Below are 21,314 nucleotides of genomic sequence, written 5' to 3' on the forward strand. Positions count from 1 at the left end.
GGCGTGACAGGAATATGCAGACCGGTCTATTATTTCGGCATGAGCAAAGGGCGAGAGACACGGCAGCGGATGATCGGCGTCGCCGCCGACGCCGTGGAGGAGAAGGGCCTGGCCGGAACCGGGATCAACGAGGTGCTCCGGCGCAGCGGCGCCCCGCGGGGATCGCTGTACTTCCACTTCCCCGGCGGCAAGGACGAGCTCGTGGAGGCCGCGGTGCGCTTCGGCGCCGGACGCGTCGAGGAGCTGATGGGCCGGGCCGCGGCCGAGGGCGGGAGCGCCGCCGACGTGATCGAGCGGGTCATCCGCGGCCTGGCCGACCGCCAGGAGGCCGCGCACTACACCAAGGGCTGCCCGGTGGCGGCCGTGGCGGTCGAAGCACCGCCCGAGTCGGACCTGGCCGCCGCCTGCGCCGAGATCTACGCCGCCTGGGAGGGCGTCATCGCCGACCTGGTCCGGGCCGAAGGCCGCCCCGCCGAGCTCGCCGGCCAGATCTTCGCCCTCATCGAAGGCGCGCTCCTGCTCAGCCGGGTCCGCCGCTCCCGCCTCCCCCTCGAATCGGCGGCCCGAGCCGTCCGCACCCTCCTGGAGCACCCGTGAAAGACCCCGACACGCTCGTCGTCGGCGCCACCGGACTCATCGGCCGCTGGCTGGTGCCCGAGCTCACCCGGCAGGGCCGCGGCGTCGCCGTCCTCGTGCGGCGGGCCGCCGCACGAGAGGCCGAGCTGCGGTCCTGGGTCACCGCGCACGGCGGGGACGCCGGACGGCTGAGCGTCCTGGACGGCGACCTCACGAAACCCGGCCTGGGACTGCCCGGCGGGCTCGACACCGTCCGGGACGTCTACAACCTGGGCGCGCGGTTCGACTTCGGCCTCGACCGGGCGGAGGCGCGGCGCGTCAACGTCGACGGGGCGCTCGAAGTGGTGCGCTGGACGTCCGGGCTGCCCGGCGCGCGGCGGCTCGTGCACCTCAGCGGATACCGTGTGGCCGCCGTACGGGACGGGCTGGGCGCGGCGGAACTGGCGGCGCTCTACCGCAAGGCGGGCGCCTACGAGGCGAGCAAGGTCGAGGCGGACCAGGCCGTACGGGCCGCGGCCCGCGAGCTGGGCGTCCCGTACAACACGGTCAACCCGTCCAGCGTCATCGGCGACTCCGCGACCGGGGAGACCACCCAGACGCTCGGCCTCGGCCAGATGGTGCGCGACCTGCACCGGGGCGCGCTGCCCGCGCTCCCCGGCGACCGGCGCACCTGGGTCCCGGTCGTCACCGTCGACCACCTCGCCCGCCTCCTCGCCGCCGTCCCCGAGCACGCCGCCCCCGGCGAGGCGCTCTGGGCCCTGGACGAGGGGACCCCGCCGCTGCACGACCTGATCCGCCTCGTCGCCGCCCACCTGGACGTCCGCGCCCCGCGGCTGAGCGTGCCCGCCGGCCTCCTGCGCCGCCTGCCCGCCGGCCTCACCGGGGCCGACCCGGAGACGCTGAGCTTCCTGTCCGCCGACCGCTACCCGACGGACTCGGCACGGAGGCTGGAGGCGGCGGCGGGCCTGACGCCCCCGCCGGTCCTGCCGGCCCTGCGCGCCTGGGCGGATCACCTCACCCGAGCGAGTTGAGGAACTGCTGGAGGCTGGTGGCGGGGTAGCCGGTGGCGCGCTGGACGGTGGGGCTGACGATGTCCATCTCGCCGGTGGCGATGGCCTCGTAGGAGGTGACCCAGCCGGCGACCTCCCAGTCGGGGGCGCCGTAGCGGGCGCGGGAGGCGTACGCCTCCTCCACGGTCTCGGGGACGTAGCGGGCGCCCATCATCTCGGCGGTCTGCGCGAGGCTGAGGGGCTGGGGGCCCGTCACGTCGTACCGGCGGCCGCGGTGGTGGTCGGCGCGGGGGAGGACCGCCGCGGCGACGGCGGCGACGTCGGTGCGGGCGACCCAGGCGCAGCGGCCCTGGCCCGCCGGTCCGCGGATCTCGCCGTCCTGGACGAGGCGGGGCAGCAGGTCCTGGTAGAGGCTGGGGCGCAGGAAGGTGAAGTCCAGGCCGGAGGCCTTGATGTACTCCTCGGTGGCCCAGTGGTCGCGGGCGAACGTGAAGGTGGCGTGCTCGGCCGCCGACAGGAACGACAGGTAGACCAGGTGGCGCACGCCCGCCGCGACGGCGGCGTCCACGGCCGAGCGGTGCTCGGCGACCCGGTCCGGCGACTCCCCGGCCGACACCAGGAAGACGGCGTCCAGGCCCTCGAACGCCGTGCGCATGCCCTCGGTGTCGAGGTAGCCGCCGGCGACGGGCGCGACGCGGGAGTCGGGCAGCTCGGGCGCGCGGGAGGCGTCGCGGACGATCAGGCGGGGGGTGTGGCCCTCCTTCACCAGGAGACGGACCGTCTCCGTGCCCACGGCACCGGTCGCACCGGTGACGCCGAGGCTCAGGGTCATAGCTGAACAAGCCTTTCGAAGAGGCGGTCGAGGGTCGCGCCGGGATCGCCGGTGAGGCCCGGATGCACGGGGCCGGCCTGGACGATCGTGCTGCGCGGCGCGGTGAGCCAGCGGAACCGCCGCCCGAGCGAGTCTCCACCGGCGTGGTCGTCGCCCGCGCAGTGGGCGGCGATTCCGTTCAGCGCCCGGCGCAGCTGCTCGAGATTCATGCCCGGTGAGAACGAACGCAACCGGCTTTCGTCCGCCGAGATGCGAACCTGCAGGTAGTCGCGCTTCTGGCAGAAGACGACCACGCCGACATTGAGTGATTCGCCGCGTTCGAGATCGGGGATGAGCCGCAGCAGCGCGTACTCGTAGAGGTCCAGTTCGGTGTGTTCCACGGGCTCTGTTGGGGATAGGGGGGATCGGGGCTGGTTCACGGCAGCCAGCTCCTCGGCGCCGCGGCACGGGCGAGCAACTGTGCCACATACGCCTCGCGGACGTCGCGCGGCCCGGCGAAACCGGGCTCGCCCGCCAGCCAGCGCTCGGGCACCAGCTCGACGATCCCGCGCAGCACCTCCTCGGTGACGCGGGGCAGCAGCTCGGCCTCGGCGCCCCGGAGGTCCTTGGCGTAGGGCTGGAAGACGTGGTCGTCCACGTCGTAGGGGCGGTGCACCAGCTTGGCGGCGCTGGCCCAGGCGTGGTGGAAGTACAGGCTGGCGCCGTGGTCGATGAGCCAGACGTCGCCGTGCCAGACCAGCATGTTGGGGTTGCGCCAGCTGCGGTCCACGTTGCCGATGAAGGCGTCGAACCACAGCACGCGGCTGGCGAAGCCGACGTCCGGCGTCCAGCCGAGCGGGTCGTAGCCCAGGGAGCCGGGCAGGAAGTCCACGCCCAGGTTCCAGCCGGGGCTGGCGTCCAGGAGGTCCTGCACCTCCTCGTCCGGCTCGTGCCGGGCCATCACCGGATCGAACTCCAGGACCACCTGGTCGGGCGTGCGGAATCCCAGCTCGCGGGCGAGGGCGCCGGCCAGGATCTCGGCGATGAGCGCCTTGCGCCCCTGGCCGGCCCCGGTGAACTTGGCGACGTAGGTGCCCAGGTCGGCGGCCTCCACCAGGCCGGGGAGCGAACCGCCCTCGCGCAGCGGCAGGACGTACCGGGTGGCTTTGACTACAGGCAACACGCGCTCAGGCTATCCGTCAGGGGTGGTAGATCTGGAACGCGAGGGTGATCTTTCCGCGCTTGTCGAAGCGCAGGCCCCACTGCGGGTTCATCTTCGGCTTGTCCACGGCCTTGCGCAGCCCCTTCAAACCGGTCTTGCGCATGCTGATGCCGCCCTGGGCGCTGGTGTAGAAGACGCAGATGGTCGCCTTCTCGGCGAAGGCGCGCGTGTGCTTCCTGCCATAGGGCTGGTAGTAGCCGTCGTTGTACTCGGCCTTCTTGTACTTGGCCCAACGCCCCGTGAGCGCGCCGTGCGGCCGCTTCGCCGAGACGGAACGGACGCCGCCGGGCCGGACGTCGATGACCTTCTGGAACTTGGGCGCCTTCACCTTCACCGAGCAGATGTTCCCGGCGGCGGCCTGGGCGGGGGCCGCGACGAGCAGGGGTGCCAGGAGCACGGCCGAGGCCGCCAAGGGGATGCGCATCTTCTTCTTCATGGTTGTACTCGTCCTTTCCGGACCAAGCTGTCAGGCCGTCCACAACTGGTAAGCGAGGATGATCTTCCCCTTTTTCTCGAAGCGCAGTCCCTTCGGAAACGATCACTCCGTCCGACGCGCGGCCGGACGGAGTGGTTCGGTAAAGATCGTTCTTCGTCGGCGGTGCCTACCAGGCGCCCTCGAAGCCCTTGGGGACGAGGTTGCGCACGATGGAGTTCACCGTCACGCCGTTGTAGGTGGTGGTGAAGTGGAACGGGGTGACCTGGTTCACTTCCTTGTAGGTGATGTAGAAGGGCGTGGCCGTCTGCCCGGCGGGGATGGTGACCTTCCCTCCGTTGCTGAGCCCGAGCAGGTCCGGCTTGTCGGACGTCACCTGCACGGTGAGGCCGCCTTCGGGGGCGGGCAGGTTGATGTCGATGTGCGCCTCGAGGGTCCTGACCTTCGTGGAGTCGACGAACTCGTTGAAGTGCAGGGTGAACTTCGTCGGCACGTAGGTGACCTCGGCGGCCTTGGGGGCGAGCACGAAGCTCTCGGCGAGGGTCTGCCCGTAGCGGGCGGCGATCTTGATCTCGGTCTCGGCGCCGACGTCACCGGTCGTGATCCGGAAGTGCGCCTTCTTGCGGCCCGCCGGGATCTTCACCTGGGCCTTGACCTTCGCCTTGGCGCTGCCGCTGGCCAGCACGACGATCGCCCCGCCCGCGGGCGCCGACTTGTTCAGTGCGACGGTGCCGCCGGTGGCGTCGCCTTCCCGGACGACGTAGTCGTCGAGGGTGAGCTGGGTGAGGTAGTGGCGGGGGGTGAGCGTCAGCTTCCGCTTGACGACCTTGCCGTTCAGCCCGGCGGCGACGACGCCGGTGCCGACCCGGGGGATCGCCGCGGTGCCGATGGCGAAGCGCATGCGCTTCTTGCCCGCCGGGACCGTCACCGACTTGGGGACCTTGATGTACTTGGGGCTCTTCGCGGCGAGCTTCACCTTCACGCCGCCCATGGGCGCGGGCGAGGTGAGCGTGACGGTGCCGTAGGTCTTCTTCCCGCCGATCTGCTTGCGCCTGCCGAGCTTCAGCCCGGCGAGCCCGGGCTTGGCCTTGAGGTGGGCGACGTTCTGGATGGTGGCGGGAGCCCCGTCGATCCGGGTGATCGCGTAACCACCGGAGACGGCGAGGGAGAGGGCGGCGATGCCGCCGATGAGGGCTCGTTTGAGCTGCGGGGCCAACGGAACGGCCTTCCGGGGAAAAGGGGGTCGGGGGTGCCGCCGTATGATTTCGGCTCGCCGGAACGGCGTCAAGATCGTTGGAGGGACTCATGCGGCTGGGAATCACGATGTTCGCCACCGATCGGACGGTGGCGGCGCACGAGCTGGCGGTCGCGGCGGAGGAGCGCGGGTTCTCGTCCCTCTATCTGCCCGAGCACACGCACATTCCCGTGTCGCGGCGGACGTCCGCCCCGGCGTCCCCGGAGGCGTCCGGAACCGGAGAGGGCCGCCTGAAGGGCACCTCGGGCGACGCGACGCTGCCCGAGGAGTACGCGCGGACGCTGGACCCGCTGGTGGCGCTGGCCGCGGCGGCCGCGGTGACGAGCACGATCACGCTGGGAACGGGCATCCTGCTGCCGGCCCAGCGCGAGCCCCTGGTGACGGCCAAGGCCGTGGCGACGCTCCAGCACCTGGCGCGGGGCCGTTTCACGCTGGGCATGGGATTCGGCTGGAACAAGGAGGAGGCGGCCGACCACGGCGTCGTGTGGTCGGCGCGCCGCGACCAGGCACGCGAGCACGTCCTGGCCATGCGCGCGCTGTGGCGGGACGAGGTCGCCGTGTTCACCGGCGAGCACGTCTCCTTCGAGCCGAGCTGGGCCTGGCCCAAGGCGGACGTGCCGGTCCTCCTCGGCGGCGCGGCCGGCCCGAAGCTGTTCGACGCGATCGCCGAATACGGCGACGGCTGGCTCCCGATCGGCGGGGCGGGCATCCGAGAGGCCCAGCCCCGCCTCCGCCTGGCCTGCGAGAAGGCGGGCCGCGACCCCTCGACCCTCTCGATCATCCCCTTCGGCACCCTGCCCACCCCCGCCAAGCTGGAGTACTACGCCTCCCTGGGCATCGAGGAGGTCGTCCTCCGCGTCCAGGGCGGCACCCGCGAAGAGGTCCTCCCCCTCCTCGACTCCTACCGGAAGTACCTCACATCGGCATGATGAACATGGCGGTGGCTTCGATGGTGGGCTTGCCCTCGGTGTTGAGGATGCGGCCGGCGGCGTGGGCTCGGCGGCCCTCGACGCGGTCGATGCGGGCCTCGGCGACGAGGGGCTCGTCGAGCATGGTGGGGCGGCGGTAGCGCAGCTCCAGGGAGGCGGTCAGGCCGGGGGTGCCGTTGTGGTCGGCGACCATGCCGAGGAGCTGGTCGAGGATCATGGCGCTGACGCCGCCGTGGACCATGCCGGGCGGGCCCTCGTAGACGGAGTTGAGGGTGAACTCCGAGCGCACCGTGCCGTCCGGGAGGAACTGGACCTCGCAGGGCGGGGCGATGGGGTTGAGGACGCCGTTGACGGGGCCGGCGAGCTGCTGCATGATGCCGCCCGCCCCGTTGGTGACGACGGGCGGGGCGGCGCGGCGCGCCGTGCGGAGCCGGGCGGTCAGCGCCTCCGCCTGCGCGGCGATCTCGTCGAGCTCCTCCTCGGGGAGCTCGGTGAGGACGACCGACTCGTTCAGCTCCCGCACCCGGGCCGCGAGGCGCGACAGGTGCGCGATGCGCCGCTCGCTCACGGGTTCGCGCGGCTGGATGGTGAAGATCGGGTGGGTACGGGTACCCGACATCGGCACTCCTGCAGGGTCCTGGGGGTTTTAGAACATCATTCTAAAACCACCCGCCCGCCTGCTCGTGGAGGTGGGTGGGGTTTGGGTGATTTGTGTGTTTTTGTAAAGATTCCTGAGGGTAGTGCTCCCCCTGGTGTCACGACCGTTCTCGGGGGGAGATCCATGACCACCAAGATGCAGGACCACGTCCGCGACCTGATGAGCACGGAGAGCTGCTGCACCATCCCGGCGCACGAGACGCTGGACCGCGCGGCCCAGCTCATGCGCGAGGAGGGCGTCGGCGCGCTGCCGATCATGGGCGCGGACCAGCGCTTCGAGGGCATCGTCACCGACCGCGACATCGTCGTGAAGTGCGTCGCGGCCGGGCACGACCCGTCCCAGGTGACCGCGGGGGACCTCTCCTCCGGCCTGTACTCGGTGTCCCCGGACACCACCGTCCAGGAGGCGCTGGAGGTGATGGAGAAGAACCAGGTCAAGCGCCTGCCGGTCATCAAGGACAACCGCATGGTCGGCATGATCAGCGAGGCGGACCTGGCGCGGAACCTGCCCGACGCCCAGCTCGCCGAGTTCGTCCACCGCATCTACGCGCGGGCGGGCGGCAAGCGCGGCGCCGGCGGCGGCAAGTAGGAGCGGCGCGGAAAGGCCGCGGGCGCACGCCCGCGGCCTTCCGCGTGCCCGGCGGCTCTCAGGAGCTCCGCGCGGCCTCGGCGAGGACGCCGGTGAGGACGGTGCGCAGGGCCTCGGCGGTGCCGGTGGCGGCGGCGTCGCCGGTGGCGAGGCGGCGGACGGCCAGGCCGTACAGCAGGGTGACGACCGTGGGGGCGTGGCGCTCGGGCTCGGGGACGCCCAGGGCGGTGAGGATCGACGTCGCCAGCCGGTCGTAGGCGGCGAGGGAGCGTTCGGCGGCGGGCCGCAGGGCCGGATCACGGGCCGCCTGCAGGTGGAGTTCGAGGTTGGCTATCTGCTCGGGCTCGTTGGTGAAGGCGACGATGGCCCGTTCGGCCTCGTCGGCGGCCTGCTCGGGGGAGCGGACGTCGCCGGCCAGGGCGAGGGCGGTCCGGGTGATGCGGTCGAGCTCGGTGTCGACGAAGCGGTCGAGGCACTCGCGCAGCAGGTCGGTCTGGGAGCCGAAGTGGTAGGTCAGGGTGCCCAGGGAGACCCCCGCCGAGGCGGCGACCGCCCGGTTGCTGAGCCCGCCGACGCCCCGCTCGCCGATGAGCCGCAGGGCGGCGTCGAGGATGCGCTCGCGTGCTTCGTTCATCATGACCCTCTTCCCAAGGCGGCGGGCTCCAGCCTATCGTTCGTTCGAACGAACGAGAAAGGGAGACGGTGAGCGGACTCGCGTACAAGGGGCTGGCCGAGCAGGCGCAGCTGGCGGCGTCGGGGAAGGTGAGCGCCAAGGAGCTGGTGGAGGCCTCCCTCGCCCGGATCGACGAGGTGGACCGACGGGTGGGCGCCTTCCGGATCGTGCGGTACGAGGCGGCCCGCGCCGAGGCGGCCGAGGCCGACCGGCGGCTGGCGGCGGGGGAGCGGCTGCCGCTGCTGGGCGTGCCCGTCGCCGTCAAGGACGACACCGACGTGTGCGGCGAGACGACGCCGTTCGCGGTCCAGGGCGACCACGAGCCGGTGAAGCGGGACGCCGAGCAGGTGCGCAGGCTGCGCGAGGCCGGGGCGGTCATCGTCGGCAAGACGCGCACGTGCGAGATCGGCCTGTGGCCGTTCAGCGAGTCGCCCGGCTACGGCGCGGCGCGCAACCCGTGGAAGCTCGGCTTCACCCCCGGAGGCTCCTCCGGCGGCTCGTCCGCGGCGGTCGCGGCGGGCATGGTCCCGGCCGCCGTCGGCTCCGACGGCGCCGGATCCATCCGCATCCCCGCGGCCTGGACCAACCTCGTCGGCATCAAGCCCCAGCGCGGCCGCGTCTCGGGATACCCGCACACCGACCCCTTCAACGGCCTGACGGTCTGGGGCCCGCTGGCCCGCACGGTCGAGGACGCCGCGCTGCTCCTGGACGTCCTCACCGGCAGCCACCCCGAGGACGCCTACCGCCTCGACGCGCCGCGCACCCCCTTCGCCGACGCCGCGCGGCGCGACCCCGGGAGGCTGCGCATCGCCGTCTCCTTCAAGACGGCGCTCGGCGTCCCCGGCAGGATCGACCCCGAGATCCGCCTGGCGGTCGAGCGCACGGCGCGGCTGCTCACCGACCTCGGGCACAAGGTCTTCCCCGCCGACCCCGACTACGGGGTCGTCGCCCTCGGCCTCGTCCCGCGCGGCACGGTCGGCGTCGCCGACTGGCTCGACTCGATCCCCGGCGCGCGGCCCGAGGCGCGCACCGAGGTGGAGGCGCGGATCGGCCGGACCCTGGGCAGGCGGCTGCTGCCCCTGGCCCGCCGCATGGACCCGTACCTGCGGCGCCGCGTCGGCGCCATCTTCCGCTACGCCGACGTGGTGCTCACCCCGACCACCGCGCAGCTGCCGTCGAAGGTCGGCGCGTTCGACGGCGCGGGCTACCAGCGGACGCAGTCGGGCGTCGCGGCGCTGTGCCCGCTGGCGTGGCCGTGGAACGTCCTGGGCTGGCCGGGCATGAGCGTGCCCGCGGGCTTCAGCCGCGACGGCCTGCCGATCGGCGCGCAGCTGCTGGGCCACGACGGCGAGGAGGCCAAGCTCATCTCCCTGGCGGCGCAGATGCAGGAGGCGGAGCGCTGGCAGGACCGGACTCCGGCGCTCTGAGCGCCTCGCGCGACAGCCGGTCGGCCCGCCGCGTCGTCTCGGGCAGCCGGTAGGACGGGCTGAGCGCCAGGACGTGGCGGGTCACCGCGTCGAGGTCGACGCGGTGGCCCACCGAGACGTAGACGGGTCTGACGCCCGTCTGCGTCCGCACGGTGCGCCCCACGACCTCGCCCTCGTGCACGAGGTCGGTGAAGGAGCCGCGCTCCCGCCCCGGCTCGACGTGCTCGCCGACGAGGAACGTCTTGCCGACGCCCATCGCGGGCAGCCCGGTGAGCAGCCCCAGATGGCAGGCGAGCCCGAACCTGCGGAAGTGGGCGCGGCCGTGGCCGTCGCAGACGAGCAGGTCCGGCACGGTCTCCAGCCTCCGCAGCGCCGACAGCAGGGCCGGCAGCTCCCGGAAGGCGAACAGCCCGGGGATGTAGGGGAAGGACGGCCGCTCCACGGCGACGGCCGACTCGACGGGGAGCAGCGTCGCGGCGTCCAGGACGACGACCGCCGCGGCCACCCGGTCGTCGGCGTAGGAGACGTCCAGGCCCGCGACGGTGCGCACCTCGGCGGGCCCCGGCTCCTCGCGGACCAGCCCGCGCAGCCGCTCCTGCAGGGCCAGGCCCTCCTCGGCGGAGGACGGCCAGGGGTGGAGGTCCTCGATGTCCATGGGGGCGAGGGTAACCGAGTACGCGGAACGCGAGATCTAAGTACTTTTACGGATACCCCCGGGGTGATCGGGTTGGTTGCCTCGGAGCATGGTCAAGCTCGCCACCCCCGCGGCCCTGGCGTACGCGGCGCTGATCCTCTTCCTGGCCCACCGGCTGCACACGGCGCCCGGCGCCGACCCCGGCCTGGAGGGCGTCTGGCTGCTGCTGGCGAGCCTCCCGACCGGGCTCCTGCCCCTGATGCTCCCGCTCCCCGAGAGCCGCGACGTCTTCCTGGCCGCCATGACCTCGGCGGGTCTGCTCCAGGCGCTGCTGGTCTGGCTGGCCGGAAGGATCTTCGACAGCCCGCTGCTCCGGCGGACCGGACCCGGGGGAGGGGAGGGGGGTACCCCGGATGTCACCTCCCGGACAGGCACCCGGAAGGCGCGGACGCGCGTCCTCTCCTGTGACCGGGGGGCGTGACCGGCGCGGTTCGCCTCCCCCTCCACGAGGGCCGCGCGGCCGCATCCCCGCTGGTTTTCCGAAGCCGTCCAGCGGGGACCGGCCGCGCGGTTCGCGTCTGCGGCGGGGTCAGGACAGGGCCGCGTACGCCGTCTTGACCAGCTCGTAGGAGCGCCGGTCCCCGGCCATGCCGCCGCCCATCTGGTTGGGGATGAACGCCACGGCCAGCTCCTTGTCCGGGTCGCCGAGCCCGATGCCGCCGCCCGCGCCCGTGTGGCCGAACGCGGTGGCCTTGCCCGCGCCGGGCGTCATGAACGTCATGGCGGGGCGCATGAAGCCCAGGCCGAAGGCGCTCTCCACGAGCAGCACCCGGTCCGCGCCGCGCACCCGTTCCCGGATGCCCTCCGCCAGGGTCTCCTTGCGCAGGATCCGTCCGCCGATCAGCGCGTCGTAGAAGGCGGCCAGGTCGCGGGAGGTGGCGACCATGCCCGCCGCGGGCCAGCCGCCCTGCAGCACGACCGGCTTGTTGTAGGAGGCGGAGGGGTTGTGGAGCGCGCGGTTGAGCAGGGACTGAGGGTCGAGGTAGGCCTCGGCCAGGCGGGTCAGCAGGTCGGCGCCCGAGCGCTCGTCGGGCTGCGGGTCGGTGGCGCCGGCCGGCGGGCGGCCCGTCGCGGAGAGCCTCGCCGCCTTGGCCGTGATCTCCGGGGGCGTGCCGATCCACAGGCCCGGGGTGAACTCGCGCCGGACGAACTCCCCGACCGGCATCCCCGCCGTGCGCCGCACGATCTCCCCGGCCAGCCAGCCGTAGGTGAGGGCGTGGTAGCCGTGCCCGTCGCCCGGCGCCCACTCCGGCGCCTGGCCCGCCAGCAGGTCCGCCATCGCGGCGGGATCGGCGGCCTCCTCGGCGCTGACCGGCCGGGCGAAGGCGGGCAGCCCCGCCCGGTGCGTGAGCAGGTGCTCGCCGGTGATCTCCTCCTTGCCGTGCGCGCCGAACTCCGGCCACCAGCCGGACACGGGCCGGTCGAGCGCGACCTCGCCGCGCTCGGCCAGCAGCAGCGCGGCGGCGGCGGTCACGGCCTTGGTGCAGGAGAAGGCGAGGCAGGGCGTGTCCCGCTCCCAGACGCGCCCGGTCCGCGCGTCGGCGATTCCGCCCCACAGGTCGACGACGGGCCGCCCCCCGGCGAACACCGCGACGCTCGCGCCGAGGTTGCGGCCCTGGGCGAACTGCGCCTCGAAGACCTCGCGGACACCGCGGAACGCCGGATCGCAGTGCCCCTGGACCACCTGGCCAGATCCCATCATTCCTCCACAAAGCACCAGAAACCCTAGGAAAGGTCCGTCACATCATGGCAGCCGCCGGATTTCCGTGCGGCTCCGGGGTGGGGGGAACTTCGGTGATGGTGTGAATGGTCCCATCAAGTAGGGAATCTCCCTTGAATCCGCAATTCTTACTATTAATGGGAATGGTTCTGGGCGGTGGTGGCGGAGATACCTTAAAAACAACCGGAGTTTCCGCTCGGCTCTGCGTTCTTTCCTTGTAATTTGGTCGACCAATCAACCCAGGAGGTCGACGATGCTCATCGATCACGCCCGTCTCGCGATCGCCGCGGCCCTGACCGCCGGGGCGGTGGCCGCGCTTCCCGGTTCCGCCGCCGCCGCACCAGGCAGAGGTCCCTGCCTGGTGGGGAACTGGACGCTGACCAAGTACACGATGAACCTGAAGGGCAAGGACGTCGCGCTGCGCACCACCGGCGGCCAGGGCACCCGGCTGCGCGTCACCCGCGGCGGCGCCGTCTACGACTTCAACCGCTCCAAGCCCGCCGTCACCAACGGCACCCGCTCGGGCGAGAAGGTCGGGCTGTGGTCCAGCTACCGGGGCAAGCTGGCGCTGAAGTCGAAGTTCCGGGGCACCCGCTCGGGCGTGCTGACCACCAGGCCCTCCAGCGCCCGCGGCGACGCCAACGGGCTGCTCGGCCAGCTGAAGCCGGAGAAGAAGCTGCTCGCCAAGTACAGCATCGTCGAGACCTACCGCCGCGGCGAATGGGTGTCGCTCACCCCGCCGCGCGCCGACTTCCGCTGCAACGGCCGCACCCTGGTGCTCCAGGCCAAGAAGCGCGACTTCTTCGGCACCAGCACGGTGAGGATCGAATACCGCCGCTCCTGAACACAGGAGGGCGGCGGCTCCCGCCGCCGCCCTCTTGTACTTTTGTCGATCATTCCTGCACGGAGGTCGACCTTGTTCGCTGCAACCCCCCGCACGGCGTCCGCCGCCCTCACGGCCGCGCTGGCCGCCGCGGTCCTCACGCTCCCCGCCCCCGCCTCCGCCGCGGCCAGGTCCTGCCTGCTCGGCAAGTGGAAGCTCACCGGGTACACCCTCGACGCCAAGGGCCCCGGGTCCTACGCCACCGGCCGGGGCGGCCAGGGCACCGTCCTGACGGTCACCGGGAAGTCCGTGACCTACGACTTCGACGGCGCCAGGAAGCTCGTCGTCAAGGGCCGCTCCGACGGTGAGAAGTACGAGTTGAGGACGACGTACCGCAAGCGCCTGACGCTGAAGTCCACCCTGAAGGGCGCCAAGAAGGGGACCCTCGCGCTCAAGGCGAAGAGCGCCAAGGGGAGCGCCGGCGCCACCGTCGTCAGGAACGGGGCGCCCGTCATCAGCTACAACCTGGCGCAGAGCGTGTACCGCCAGGGGGAATGGGAGCCCGTGGCCCCGCTCCGCTCCTCCTACACCTGCACCGCCAGGACCGCCAGGCTCCGGATGACGCACACGGACGAGAGCGGCACCGGCACGATCGTGGTGACCTACCGGCGCCTCTGACCGCCGCTCGGGACCGCCCGGCGGGGCGCCGGACGTCTCCCCGCGCCCGCCGGGCGGCACGCTGAAATTCTCCCGAAATCCGATCCTCCGTCATGGGCGCCGGATACGTTTGACGATCATCCGCCGTCCCACGGAGGAGGTCGACTTGCCCGCCATCCGGGTCCGTCTGCTGACGGCCGCCGCGCTGGCCGCGGGAGCCGTCCTGGCCCTGCCCGCTCCGGCCTCGGCCAAGGCCTGCGTCACCGACGACTGGAAGCTCACCCGGTACCGCATGACGGCGACCGGGCAGGACGTCGTGATCAGCGCCAGAGGCGGTGAAGGCGCCCGCCTCTCGATCACGAAGAAGGCGCTCTCCTACGATTTCACCCGGGCGAAGAAAGTCGTCACGGAAGGCGCCGACAATGGCGACGAATACACCATGACCAGTACTTACCGGAAGAAGCTCCACTTCGCATCCACCCTGAAGGGCGCGAAGAAAGGCAGTTTTTCCCTCAAGCGCAGGTCGGCCACCGGTGACGCGACCGTGAAATCCCTCTTCAACAAGACGCCTTTGCGCGCGGTCAAGCTCGCCGGGCACTACCGCAACGGCAATGTCGACCCGTTCGTCCCGGCCCGCCACACCTTCACCTGCGCCGGAAAGACCCTCAAGCTCACCGCCACCCTCACCGACCCCGTGGCGCCCGCCACCGTCACCGCCACCTACCACCGCCTGTGACGATGCGCCCTAGGCTGGGGGCATGATCAGACATGTGGTGATGTTCACCTGGAACCCCGAGGCCACCGAGGAGCAGAAGGCGGCGGTGCCGGCGGGACTGGCGGAGCTGCCGGGGCGGATCCCGCAGATCAGGCGGTACGAGTACGGGCCGGGGGTCAACCCCGGCAACAAGGACTTCGTGCTGGTGGCGGACTTCGACGACCATGAGGATTTCGTCACTTATCGCGATCACCCGGACCACCGGGAGTTCATCGACCGGTGCGTCGCGCCGATCGCCGCGGACCTGGCCAGGGTGCAGTACCGGCTGCACGGTTGACTGTTTGTAACAAGCGCTTGCTCAGAATTTGACGAGATGACAACCTGGGTGACTGAGCAAGCGGTTGGGCGGGGGCGCATAATAAAGGGGTGACTACCACGACGAACAGCGGACGGGCCCGGTCCCGCGAGGGCGGTGGCCGAAGGCGCGCCAGGGGCGCCGCGGCCCCGGCTTCCGAACGCCGCGACCATCTGGTCAGGCTGGCGGCGGAACTGTTCGCCAAGAAGGGCTTCCAGGCGACCACGGTCCGCGAGATCGCGGACGAGGCGGGCATCCTCTCCGGCAGCCTCTACCACCACTTCGACTCCAAGGAGTCGATCGTGGACGAGATCCTGTCGAACTTCTACACCGAGCTGAAGGCCGCCAACCGCGCCGCCATCGAGCAGGGCGGCCCCGACGAGGCGCTCGGCGCCCTGGTGCGCATCGCCTTCGGCACCCTGGAGCCGCACCGCGCGGCCATCACGGTGCTGCAGAACGACTGGAACTACCTCAAGGGCCTCGACCGCTTCGCCTACCTCATCAAGGCCGAAGAGGACGTCGAGGAGATGTGGATCACGGCCATCCGCAGCGGCCAGGACGCCGGCCTCTTCCGTGCCGACCTGGAGCCCCGCCTCACCTACCGGATGATCCGCGACACCATCTGGGTCACCGTCCGCTGGTTCCACACCGACGGCTTCGACACCGAGGCGCTGACGGCCCACTACCTCAACGTCCTGCTCGACGGCATCCACATCCACTGAAGCGCGCACGCCCGGCGGCATGCCGCCCGTGGCCCGACGTGCGCTGCACGTTCCCCTGAAGCACGCCCGTGACGTGCCGCTCGTGACCTGACGTACGCTGACGCGTTGCGCGACGCACGGGGACACGTTCGGTCGGCGGTGCGTTCGCCGTGGCTCGGCGCGCGCCGAGCGCGGGTCGGGCGTGCGAGATCTTCCGCCATGAGCCGGCGCGGTCACCGCGCCGGCTCTTCGGCGTGCGCCGACGCTGCCGAACGGGAGGGGGCGCGATCCCTCCCGCCCGGCGGCGGGCTCCGGACCGGGAGCGCAGGTGGAAGGGGGAGTGCTCCCGGTGGTATGTCAGGAAAGCTAACCCGAAAACCTTTCATACGCAAGCGCTTGCTTGGTCTCTTTTCGGCAGCCGTTCCGGGTGAACTGTGCATAACGGTTGTGTTTCGAGGACTTGACGAGGTGGTGCGCCCGGAGCTGAGATGCGTGGGAGCGCTCCCACAACCCCCCCGAGGGCTCGACGAAGAGCCCGCTTCTCCCCACCCCCTTCCTGGGAGGAACGACCATGAAGTCCACGCGCCGATCCGCCGCGATCGCTGCCGTCCTCGCCGGCGTGCTCGCCGCCGGCACCGCCTGCTCGTCCGACGACTCCGGCGGGTCCGGGGAGATCACCCTGACCGTCGACACCTTCGGCAGCTTCGGCTACGAAGAGCTCTTCACGCAGTACGAGAAGGACAACCCCGGCATCAAGATCGAGCACCGCAACGAGAAGGAGCACGAGAAGGTCTACGTGCCCAACCTCCTGAAGTACCTGGAGACCGGCAGCGGCGCGGGCGACGTCGTCGCGCTGGAGGAGGGCGTGCTGACCAACCTGCGCGGCCAGGCGACCAAGTTCGTCGACCTCAACCAGTACGGCGGCGCCGAGCTCAAGGACGACTTCCTGCCGTGGAAGTGGAGCCTGGGCCAGAGCCTGGACGGCAAGTCGCTGATGGCCCTGGGCACCGACGTCGGCGGCCTGGCCATGTGCTACCGCACCGACCTGTTCGAGAAGGCGGGCCTGCCCACCGACCGCACCGAGGTCGCCAAGCTGTGGCCGACGTGGGAGTCCTACGTCGACACCGGCAAGAAGTTCCAGGAGAAGGTCCCGAACACCAAGTTCGTGGACGGCCTGACCACGCTCTTCAACGCCGTCCTGTCCCAGGAGGCGCCCAAGAACGGCAACGTCACCTACTTCGACGCCTCCGACAAGTACATCGCCGACACCAACCCGGCGGTGAAGTCGGCGTTCGACTTCGTCTCCGGCCTCGACGAGCAGCAGCTGTCGGCGGGCCTGAAGAGCTTCACCCCGCAGTGGCAGACCGGCTTCAAGAAGGACTCCTTCGCCACCATGGCCTGCCCGGCCTGGATGCTCGGCGTGATCAAGGAGAACTCCGGCGACACCTACGACGACAAGTGGGACGTCGCGGCGGTGCCCGGCGGCGGCGGCAACTGGGGCGGCTCGTTCCTGGCGGTGCCCAAGCAGTCCGAGCACCCCAAGGAGGCGGCCGACCTCGCCAAGTTCCTGACCAGCGCCAAGTCGCAGATCACCGCGTTCAAGGCGGTCAACGCGCTGCCCACCTCCCCCGAGGCGCTGGCCGACCCGGAGGTCAAGGACGCCAAGAACGAGTACTTCAACGACGCGCCGGTCGGTGAGATCTTCGCGACCACCGCGACGTCGCTGCAGCCGGTCCAGCTCGGCGTGAAGAACGTCGACGTGCGCACCGTGTTCGAGGACATCCTGGTCGCGCTCGGCCAGGACAAGCTCAGCGCGGACGAGGCGTGGAAGAAGGCCGTCGAGGACGGCCGGGACAAGGCCGAATAGACGATTCCGCGAGGCGGCGCCGCACCGGCGGCGCCGCCCCCGCCCTCGAAAGGCAGTCCCATGCTCGACGTGAGCAAGCGCCCCGCCGCTGCGCCCGCACCGCCGGCCGACAAGGCGCCCAGGTCCCGCCGGTCCACCTGGTTCGACCTCAAGGCCACCCCCTACCTGCTGGTCTCCCCGTACTTCATCCTCTTCTCGGTCTTCGGCCTCTTCCCGCTGGGCTTCACCGTCTGGGTGTCCCTGCACGACTGGGAGCTGGCCGGCGACCGCGAGTGGATCGGCCTGGAGAACTACACCGCCCTGCTCCAGGACGGCGAGTTCTGGAACTCGGTCCTCAACACCGTCGGCATGTTCGTCCTGGCGACCATCCCGCAGCTCATCCTCGCGCTGATGCTGGCCAACGCCCTCAACAAGCGCATGCGCCTCCGCCTGCTCTACCGGCTGGGCGTCCTCGTCCCGATGGTCACCTCGGTCGTCGCGGTGGCGGTCGTCTTCGGCCAGCTGTTCGCCCGCGACTACGGGTTCGTCAACTGGCTGCTGCGCACCGACGGCCTGGACTGGACGGCCGACAAGTGGAGCTCCTGGACGGCGATCTCCGTGATGGTCGACTGGCGCTGGACCGGTTACAACGCCCTCATCTACCTGGCCGCCATGCAGGCCATCCCGCGCGACCTGTACGAGGCCGCCTCGATCGACGGCGCCTCCTCCCGACGGCAGTTCTGGCAGATCACCATCCCCATGCTCAAGCCCGCGATCGTCTTCACCACGATCACCTCCACCATCGGCGGCCTGTCGCTGTTCACCGAGCCGGTGATGTTCGCCCAGGGCGACGTCGGAGGCGGCTCGCTCGGCCAGTTCCAGACCGTCGCCATGTACATGTACGAGAACGCGTTCCGGCACTTCGACTACGGCTACGCCTCGGCGGTCGCCTGGATGCTGTTCATGATGATCCTGCTGGTGTGCTTCTTCAGCTTCCTGTTCACCAGGCGGATCGGGGGCGAGAAGTGAAGGCCAACCTGCTCACTCGCGCGACGCTCGTCGTCACGCTCATCCTGTCGGCGTTCCCCATCTACTGGATGTTCGTCGTCGCCACCCGCTCCAACGACGTCGTCGGCATGATCCCGCCGCCGATGCTGCCGGGCGGCAACCTCGGCGAGAACCTGGAGCGGCTGTTCGCCACCGAGGACGCCAACTTCGCCACGGGCATGCTGAACTCCGCGATCGTGGCGACGACCGTGACGCTGTCGGTCGTCATCCTCAGCAGCCTCGCCGGGTTCGCCTTCGCCAAGCTGCGGTTCCGCGGCCGCGACGGGCTGCTGCTGACCGTCCTGATCAGCATGATGGTGCCGCTCCAGCAGATGGGCATCATCCCGCTCTACATCATGATGGTGAAGTTCGGCTGGGTCGGCGAGCTCAAGGCCGTCATCATGCCGTTCCTGGTGAACGCCTTCGGGGTGTTCCTGATGCGCCAGTACGCCGTCCAGGCGGTGCCCGACGAGCTCATCGAGGCGGCGCGCGTCGATGGATGCTCCACGCTGCGCATCTACTGGAGCGTCGTGCTGCCGGCGCTGCGCCCGGCCGTCGCGGTGCTGGCGCTGTTCACCTTCATGCAGACCTGGAACGAGTTCATCTGGCCGATGGCCGTGCTGAACCAGTCGAACCCGACGGTCCAGCTTTCCATCTCGGCGCTGAACGGCGCCCACTTCCAGGACTACACGCTCGTGTTCACCGGGACCGCGCTGGCGACCGTCCCGCTGATCGCCATCTTCGTTCTCTTCGGCCGCCAGATCATCGGCGGCATCATGGAAGGAGCCGTGAAGGCATGACCACTCGGGGGTTTCCGGACGGCTTCACCTGGGGGACCGCCACCTCGGGCTACCAGATCGAGGGCGCCGTCGCCGCCGACGGGCGCGGCACGTCCATCTGGGACACCTTCGCCCACACGCCGGGCAGGGTGATGAACGGCGAGAACGGCGACGTCGCCAACGACCACTACCACCGCTACGCCGAGGACGTGGCGCTCATGGCCTCACTGGGCCTCGGCGCCTACCGCTTCTCCATCTCCTGGCCGCGGGTCATGCCCGACGGCGGCGGCGAGGTCAACCAGCGCGGCCTGGACTTCTACCGGCGGCTGGTCGACGCCCTCCTGGAGGAGGGCATCACCCCGTTCGCCACCCTCTACCACTGGGACCTTCCGCAGAAGCTGGAGGACGCCGGGGGCTGGCCCGCCCGCGACACCGCGTACCGGTTCGCCGAGTACGCGGCGGCCGTCCACGAGGCGCTCGGCGACCGCGTCAAGCACTGGTTCACCGTGAACGAGCCGTGGTGCGCGGCCTTCCTCGGCTACGCCTCCGGCGACCACGCGCCGGGCCTGCGCTCGCCGGAGCTGTCGGTCCGCGCCGCCCACCACCTGCTGCTCGCGCACGGCCTGGCCGCCCCGCTCCTGCGCGGCGGCGGGGGACTGGCGGGTGCGGCGCCCAACCTGTACGCGGTCTCGCCGGCGAGCGACGACGAGGCCGACCTCGACGCCGTCCGCCGCATCGACGGCCTGCAGAACCGCTTCTTCCTGGACGCCCTGCTGCGCGGCTCCTACCCGGCCGACGTCCTGCAGGACCTCGCGCCGTTCGGGTTCCAGGAGGTGATCCAGGACGGGGACATGGAGCTGATCGGGGGCCCGCTCGACCACCTCGGCGTCAACTACTACTCCCGCCACACCGTCAGCGCGAGCAGCGACGGCGGCCTGGTCGCCACCTCGCCGTTCGCCTCGGCCTCGCCCTGGCCCGGCGCCTCGCACGTGTCGTTCGTGCACGGCGGACGCCCCGTGACGGACATGGGATGGGAGGTCGACCCCGGCGGGCTGCACGAGATCCTCACCTGGGTCGCCAAGGAGTACCCGTCCGTGCCGCTCTACATCACCGAGAACGGCGCGGCGTACGTCGACACCGTCGTGGACGGCGCGGTCGACGACCCCGAACGCGTCGCCTACATCGAGGCGCACCTGGCCGCCTGCCGCGACGCGATCGCCGACGGGGTGCCGCTGAAGGGCTACTTCGCCTGGTCCCTCATGGACAACTTCGAGTGGGGCTGGGGCTACGGAAAGCGGTTCGGGCTGGTCCACGTCGACTACGAGACCCAGAAGCGCACGCCCAAGAGCAGCGCCCTCTGGTACGGCCGCGCGGCACGGCAAAATGGTCTGCCGTGACTGAACAGCGCCCGACCCTCGAGGCGGTGGCCGCGCGCGCAGGTGTGGGGCGCGGCACCGTCTCCCGGGTCATCAACGGCTCCCCCAAGGTCAGCGAACGCTCCCGCGAGGCGGTGCTCCAGGCGATCGAGGAACTGGGGTACGTCCCCAACCCGGCGGCCCGGACACTGGTGACACGGCGGACGGACACCGTCGCGCTGGTCGTCTCGGAGTCGGAGGAGCGGGTCTGGGGGGAGCCGTTCTTCGCGGGCATCATCCGCGGCATCAGCGCGGGCCTGTCGGAGACCGGCCTCCAGCTGCTGCTGGCCATGGCGCAGACCGCGGCCGAGCACGAACGGCTGGAGCACTACCTCACCGGCCACCACGTGGACGGGGCGCTGCTGCTGTCGCTGCACGGCGACGACCCGCTTCCCCGGCGGCTGGAGGAGCGCGGCCTGCCGACGGTGATGGCGGGCTCGCAGCTCGGCAGCACCCCGGTGGCCTGCGTGGACGCCGACAACAGGGCCGGCGCGCGCCAGGCCGTCCAGCACCTGGTGGACCGGGGCAGGCGGCGGATCGCGGCGATCGCGGGCCCGCAGGACATGCAGGTGGGTGTGGACCGCCTCCGGGGCTACCGGGAGCTCAACCCGGGCCCCGACCTGGTCGCCCAGGGCGACTTCTCCGAGGAGAGCGGCGCGGCGGCCATGCGCGAGCTGCTGGAGCGCGACCCGGGGCTCGACGCGGTGTACGCCGCCTCCGACCCGATGGCGATCGGCGCGATGCGCGCGCTGCGCGCCGCGGGCCGCAGCGTCCCCGGCGACGTGGCGGTGGTCGGCTTCGACGACTCCCAGATGGCGCGCCACACCGAGCCTCCCCTGACCACCGTGCACCAGCCGGTCGAGGAGATGGGCAGGGCGATGGCCGAACTGCTGGTCGCCCGCATCCAGGGCCGCGAGCCGGAGTCCATGGTGATCGTCCTCGACACCCGGCTGGTGGTCCGCGAGTCCAGCTGACCGGGG

At 71.2% G+C, this 21,314-nt stretch carries 25 protein-coding genes; 16 read left to right on the forward strand and 9 right to left on the reverse strand.

The window, feature by feature from the left end; translation table 11 throughout:
- Positions 1 to 39 precede the first annotated feature (39 nt).
- The gene (locus ABD140_RS20240) at positions 40 to 597 is read left to right on the forward strand and encodes a TetR/AcrR family transcriptional regulator (RefSeq protein WP_344242451.1); all 558 of its coding nucleotides are present in this window, start codon (positions 40 to 42) and stop codon (positions 595 to 597) included.
- Entirely contained in the window at positions 594 to 1,607 is a 1,014-nt protein-coding gene (locus ABD140_RS20245; protein ID WP_344242452.1) for an SDR family oxidoreductase, read from the forward strand. Before ABD140_RS20240 ends, ABD140_RS20245 begins: the two co-directional genes overlap by 4 nt.
- Here the strand turns inward: ABD140_RS20245 and ABD140_RS20250 are convergent.
- From ABD140_RS20250 to ABD140_RS20270, 5 genes are all read right to left on the reverse strand, one after another.
- Positions 1,591 to 2,418 (reverse strand): NAD(P)H-binding protein, encoded by an 828-nt coding sequence (locus tag ABD140_RS20250; RefSeq protein WP_344242453.1) that lies wholly within the window; start codon positions 2,416 to 2,418, stop codon positions 1,591 to 1,593. The genes ABD140_RS20245 and ABD140_RS20250 overlap by 17 nt on opposite strands.
- Complete coding sequence (locus ABD140_RS20255) at positions 2,415 to 2,798, reverse strand: DUF3037 domain-containing protein (RefSeq protein WP_344242454.1); 384 nt, start codon at positions 2,796 to 2,798, stop codon at positions 2,415 to 2,417. The genes ABD140_RS20250 and ABD140_RS20255 overlap by 4 nt, the downstream gene beginning before the upstream one ends.
- A 35-nt stretch (positions 2,799 to 2,833) precedes the next feature.
- Positions 2,834 to 3,580 (reverse strand): HipA family kinase, encoded by a 747-nt coding sequence (locus ABD140_RS20260; protein ID WP_344242455.1) that lies wholly within the window; start codon positions 3,578 to 3,580, stop codon positions 2,834 to 2,836.
- A gap of 16 nt (positions 3,581 to 3,596) precedes the next feature.
- Positions 3,597 to 4,055: a hypothetical protein gene (locus tag ABD140_RS20265; RefSeq protein ID WP_344242456.1), complete on the reverse strand. Its 459-nt coding sequence runs from the start codon at positions 4,053 to 4,055 to the stop codon at positions 3,597 to 3,599.
- A gap of 166 nt (positions 4,056 to 4,221) precedes the next feature.
- Positions 4,222 to 5,268 (reverse strand): hypothetical protein, encoded by a 1,047-nt coding sequence (locus tag ABD140_RS20270; protein WP_344242457.1) that lies wholly within the window; start codon positions 5,266 to 5,268, stop codon positions 4,222 to 4,224.
- Positions 5,269 to 5,357: 89 nt separating this feature from the next.
- Between ABD140_RS20270 and ABD140_RS20275 the strand changes: the two genes are divergently transcribed.
- Positions 5,358 to 6,236, forward strand: coding sequence for a TIGR03619 family F420-dependent LLM class oxidoreductase (locus ABD140_RS20275; RefSeq protein ID WP_344242458.1), 879 nt, complete (start codon positions 5,358 to 5,360; stop codon positions 6,234 to 6,236).
- Here ABD140_RS20275 and ABD140_RS20280 read toward each other — a convergent pair.
- Positions 6,223 to 6,855 carry a PaaI family thioesterase gene (locus ABD140_RS20280; RefSeq protein ID WP_344242459.1) on the reverse strand — a complete coding sequence of 211 codons (633 nt, stop codon included), beginning with the start codon at positions 6,853 to 6,855 and terminating at the stop codon, positions 6,223 to 6,225. The genes ABD140_RS20275 and ABD140_RS20280 overlap by 14 nt on opposite strands.
- 162 nt (positions 6,856 to 7,017) lie before the next feature.
- Between ABD140_RS20280 and ABD140_RS20285 the strand changes: the two genes are divergently transcribed.
- Positions 7,018 to 7,482: a CBS domain-containing protein gene (locus ABD140_RS20285; protein ID WP_344242460.1), complete on the forward strand. Its 465-nt coding sequence runs from the start codon at positions 7,018 to 7,020 to the stop codon at positions 7,480 to 7,482.
- Between the two features lie 58 nt (positions 7,483 to 7,540).
- Here the strand turns inward: ABD140_RS20285 and ABD140_RS20290 are convergent, their stop codons facing one another.
- Positions 7,541 to 8,119, reverse strand: a complete 579-nt coding sequence (locus ABD140_RS20290) for a TetR/AcrR family transcriptional regulator (RefSeq protein ID WP_344242461.1) — start codon at positions 8,117 to 8,119, stop codon at positions 7,541 to 7,543.
- Positions 8,120 to 8,184: 65 nt separating this feature from the next.
- Between ABD140_RS20290 and ABD140_RS20295 the strand changes: the two genes are divergently transcribed.
- A complete protein-coding gene (locus ABD140_RS20295) occupies positions 8,185 to 9,582 on the forward strand; it encodes an amidase (RefSeq protein WP_344242462.1) in 1,398 nt (465 codons plus the stop codon).
- Here ABD140_RS20295 and ABD140_RS20300 read toward each other — a convergent pair.
- Positions 9,518 to 10,237 (reverse strand): endonuclease V, encoded by a 720-nt coding sequence (locus tag ABD140_RS20300; protein WP_344242463.1) that lies wholly within the window; start codon positions 10,235 to 10,237, stop codon positions 9,518 to 9,520. The two genes, ABD140_RS20295 and ABD140_RS20300, sit on opposite strands and share 65 nt — an antisense overlap.
- A gap of 88 nt (positions 10,238 to 10,325) precedes the next feature.
- On the opposite strand from ABD140_RS20300, the gene ABD140_RS20305 reads away from it, so the two are divergent.
- Positions 10,326 to 10,697 carry an SCO4225 family membrane protein gene (locus tag ABD140_RS20305; RefSeq protein WP_344242464.1) on the forward strand — a complete coding sequence of 124 codons (372 nt, stop codon included), beginning with the start codon at positions 10,326 to 10,328 and terminating at the stop codon, positions 10,695 to 10,697.
- A 108-nt stretch (positions 10,698 to 10,805) separates the two neighbouring features.
- Here the strand turns inward: ABD140_RS20305 and ABD140_RS20310 are convergent, their stop codons facing one another.
- Positions 10,806 to 11,975: a serine hydrolase domain-containing protein gene (locus tag ABD140_RS20310; RefSeq protein WP_344242465.1), complete on the reverse strand. Its 1,170-nt coding sequence runs from the start codon at positions 11,973 to 11,975 to the stop codon at positions 10,806 to 10,808.
- Between the two features lie 274 nt (positions 11,976 to 12,249).
- Here ABD140_RS20310 and ABD140_RS20315 point away from each other — a divergent pair, with 274 nt between their 5' ends.
- From ABD140_RS20315 to ABD140_RS20360, 10 genes are all read left to right on the forward strand, one after another.
- Positions 12,250 to 12,840 (forward strand): hypothetical protein, encoded by a 591-nt coding sequence (locus ABD140_RS20315; RefSeq protein ID WP_344242466.1) that lies wholly within the window; start codon positions 12,250 to 12,252, stop codon positions 12,838 to 12,840.
- A gap of 72 nt (positions 12,841 to 12,912) precedes the next feature.
- Positions 12,913 to 13,497 (forward strand): hypothetical protein, encoded by a 585-nt coding sequence (locus tag ABD140_RS20320; RefSeq protein WP_344242467.1) that lies wholly within the window; start codon positions 12,913 to 12,915, stop codon positions 13,495 to 13,497.
- A gap of 145 nt (positions 13,498 to 13,642) precedes the next feature.
- Positions 13,643 to 14,212: a hypothetical protein gene (locus tag ABD140_RS20325; protein ID WP_344242468.1), complete on the forward strand. Its 570-nt coding sequence runs from the start codon at positions 13,643 to 13,645 to the stop codon at positions 14,210 to 14,212.
- 22 nt (positions 14,213 to 14,234) lie between these two features.
- Entirely contained in the window at positions 14,235 to 14,528 is a 294-nt protein-coding gene (locus tag ABD140_RS20330; RefSeq protein ID WP_344242469.1) for a Dabb family protein, read from the forward strand.
- Between the two features lie 89 nt (positions 14,529 to 14,617).
- On the forward strand, positions 14,618 to 15,268 hold the full coding sequence (locus tag ABD140_RS20335) for a TetR/AcrR family transcriptional regulator (RefSeq protein WP_344242470.1): 651 nt from the start codon (positions 14,618 to 14,620) through the stop codon (positions 15,266 to 15,268).
- Positions 15,269 to 15,818: 550 nt separating this feature from the next.
- The gene (locus ABD140_RS20340; RefSeq protein WP_344242471.1) at positions 15,819 to 17,114 is read left to right on the forward strand and encodes an extracellular solute-binding protein; all 1,296 of its coding nucleotides are present in this window, start codon (positions 15,819 to 15,821) and stop codon (positions 17,112 to 17,114) included.
- A gap of 60 nt (positions 17,115 to 17,174) precedes the next feature.
- Positions 17,175 to 18,122 (forward strand): carbohydrate ABC transporter permease, encoded by a 948-nt coding sequence (locus ABD140_RS20345; protein ID WP_344242472.1) that lies wholly within the window; start codon positions 17,175 to 17,177, stop codon positions 18,120 to 18,122.
- A complete protein-coding gene (locus ABD140_RS20350) occupies positions 18,119 to 18,940 on the forward strand; it encodes a carbohydrate ABC transporter permease (protein ID WP_344242473.1) in 822 nt (273 codons plus the stop codon). Before ABD140_RS20345 ends, ABD140_RS20350 begins: the two co-directional genes overlap by 4 nt.
- A complete protein-coding gene (locus ABD140_RS20355; protein WP_344242474.1) occupies positions 18,937 to 20,316 on the forward strand; it encodes a GH1 family beta-glucosidase in 1,380 nt (459 codons plus the stop codon). Before ABD140_RS20350 ends, ABD140_RS20355 begins: the two co-directional genes overlap by 4 nt.
- Positions 20,313 to 21,308 carry a LacI family DNA-binding transcriptional regulator gene (locus tag ABD140_RS20360; protein WP_344242475.1) on the forward strand — a complete coding sequence of 332 codons (996 nt, stop codon included), beginning with the start codon at positions 20,313 to 20,315 and terminating at the stop codon, positions 21,306 to 21,308. Before ABD140_RS20355 ends, ABD140_RS20360 begins: the two co-directional genes overlap by 4 nt.
- The last annotated feature ends 6 nt before the right edge of the window (positions 21,309 to 21,314 follow it).

The organism is Actinocorallia libanotica (assembly GCF_039525175.1).
Taxonomy (GTDB): Bacteria; Actinomycetota; Actinomycetes; order Streptosporangiales; family Streptosporangiaceae; genus Actinocorallia; species Actinocorallia libanotica.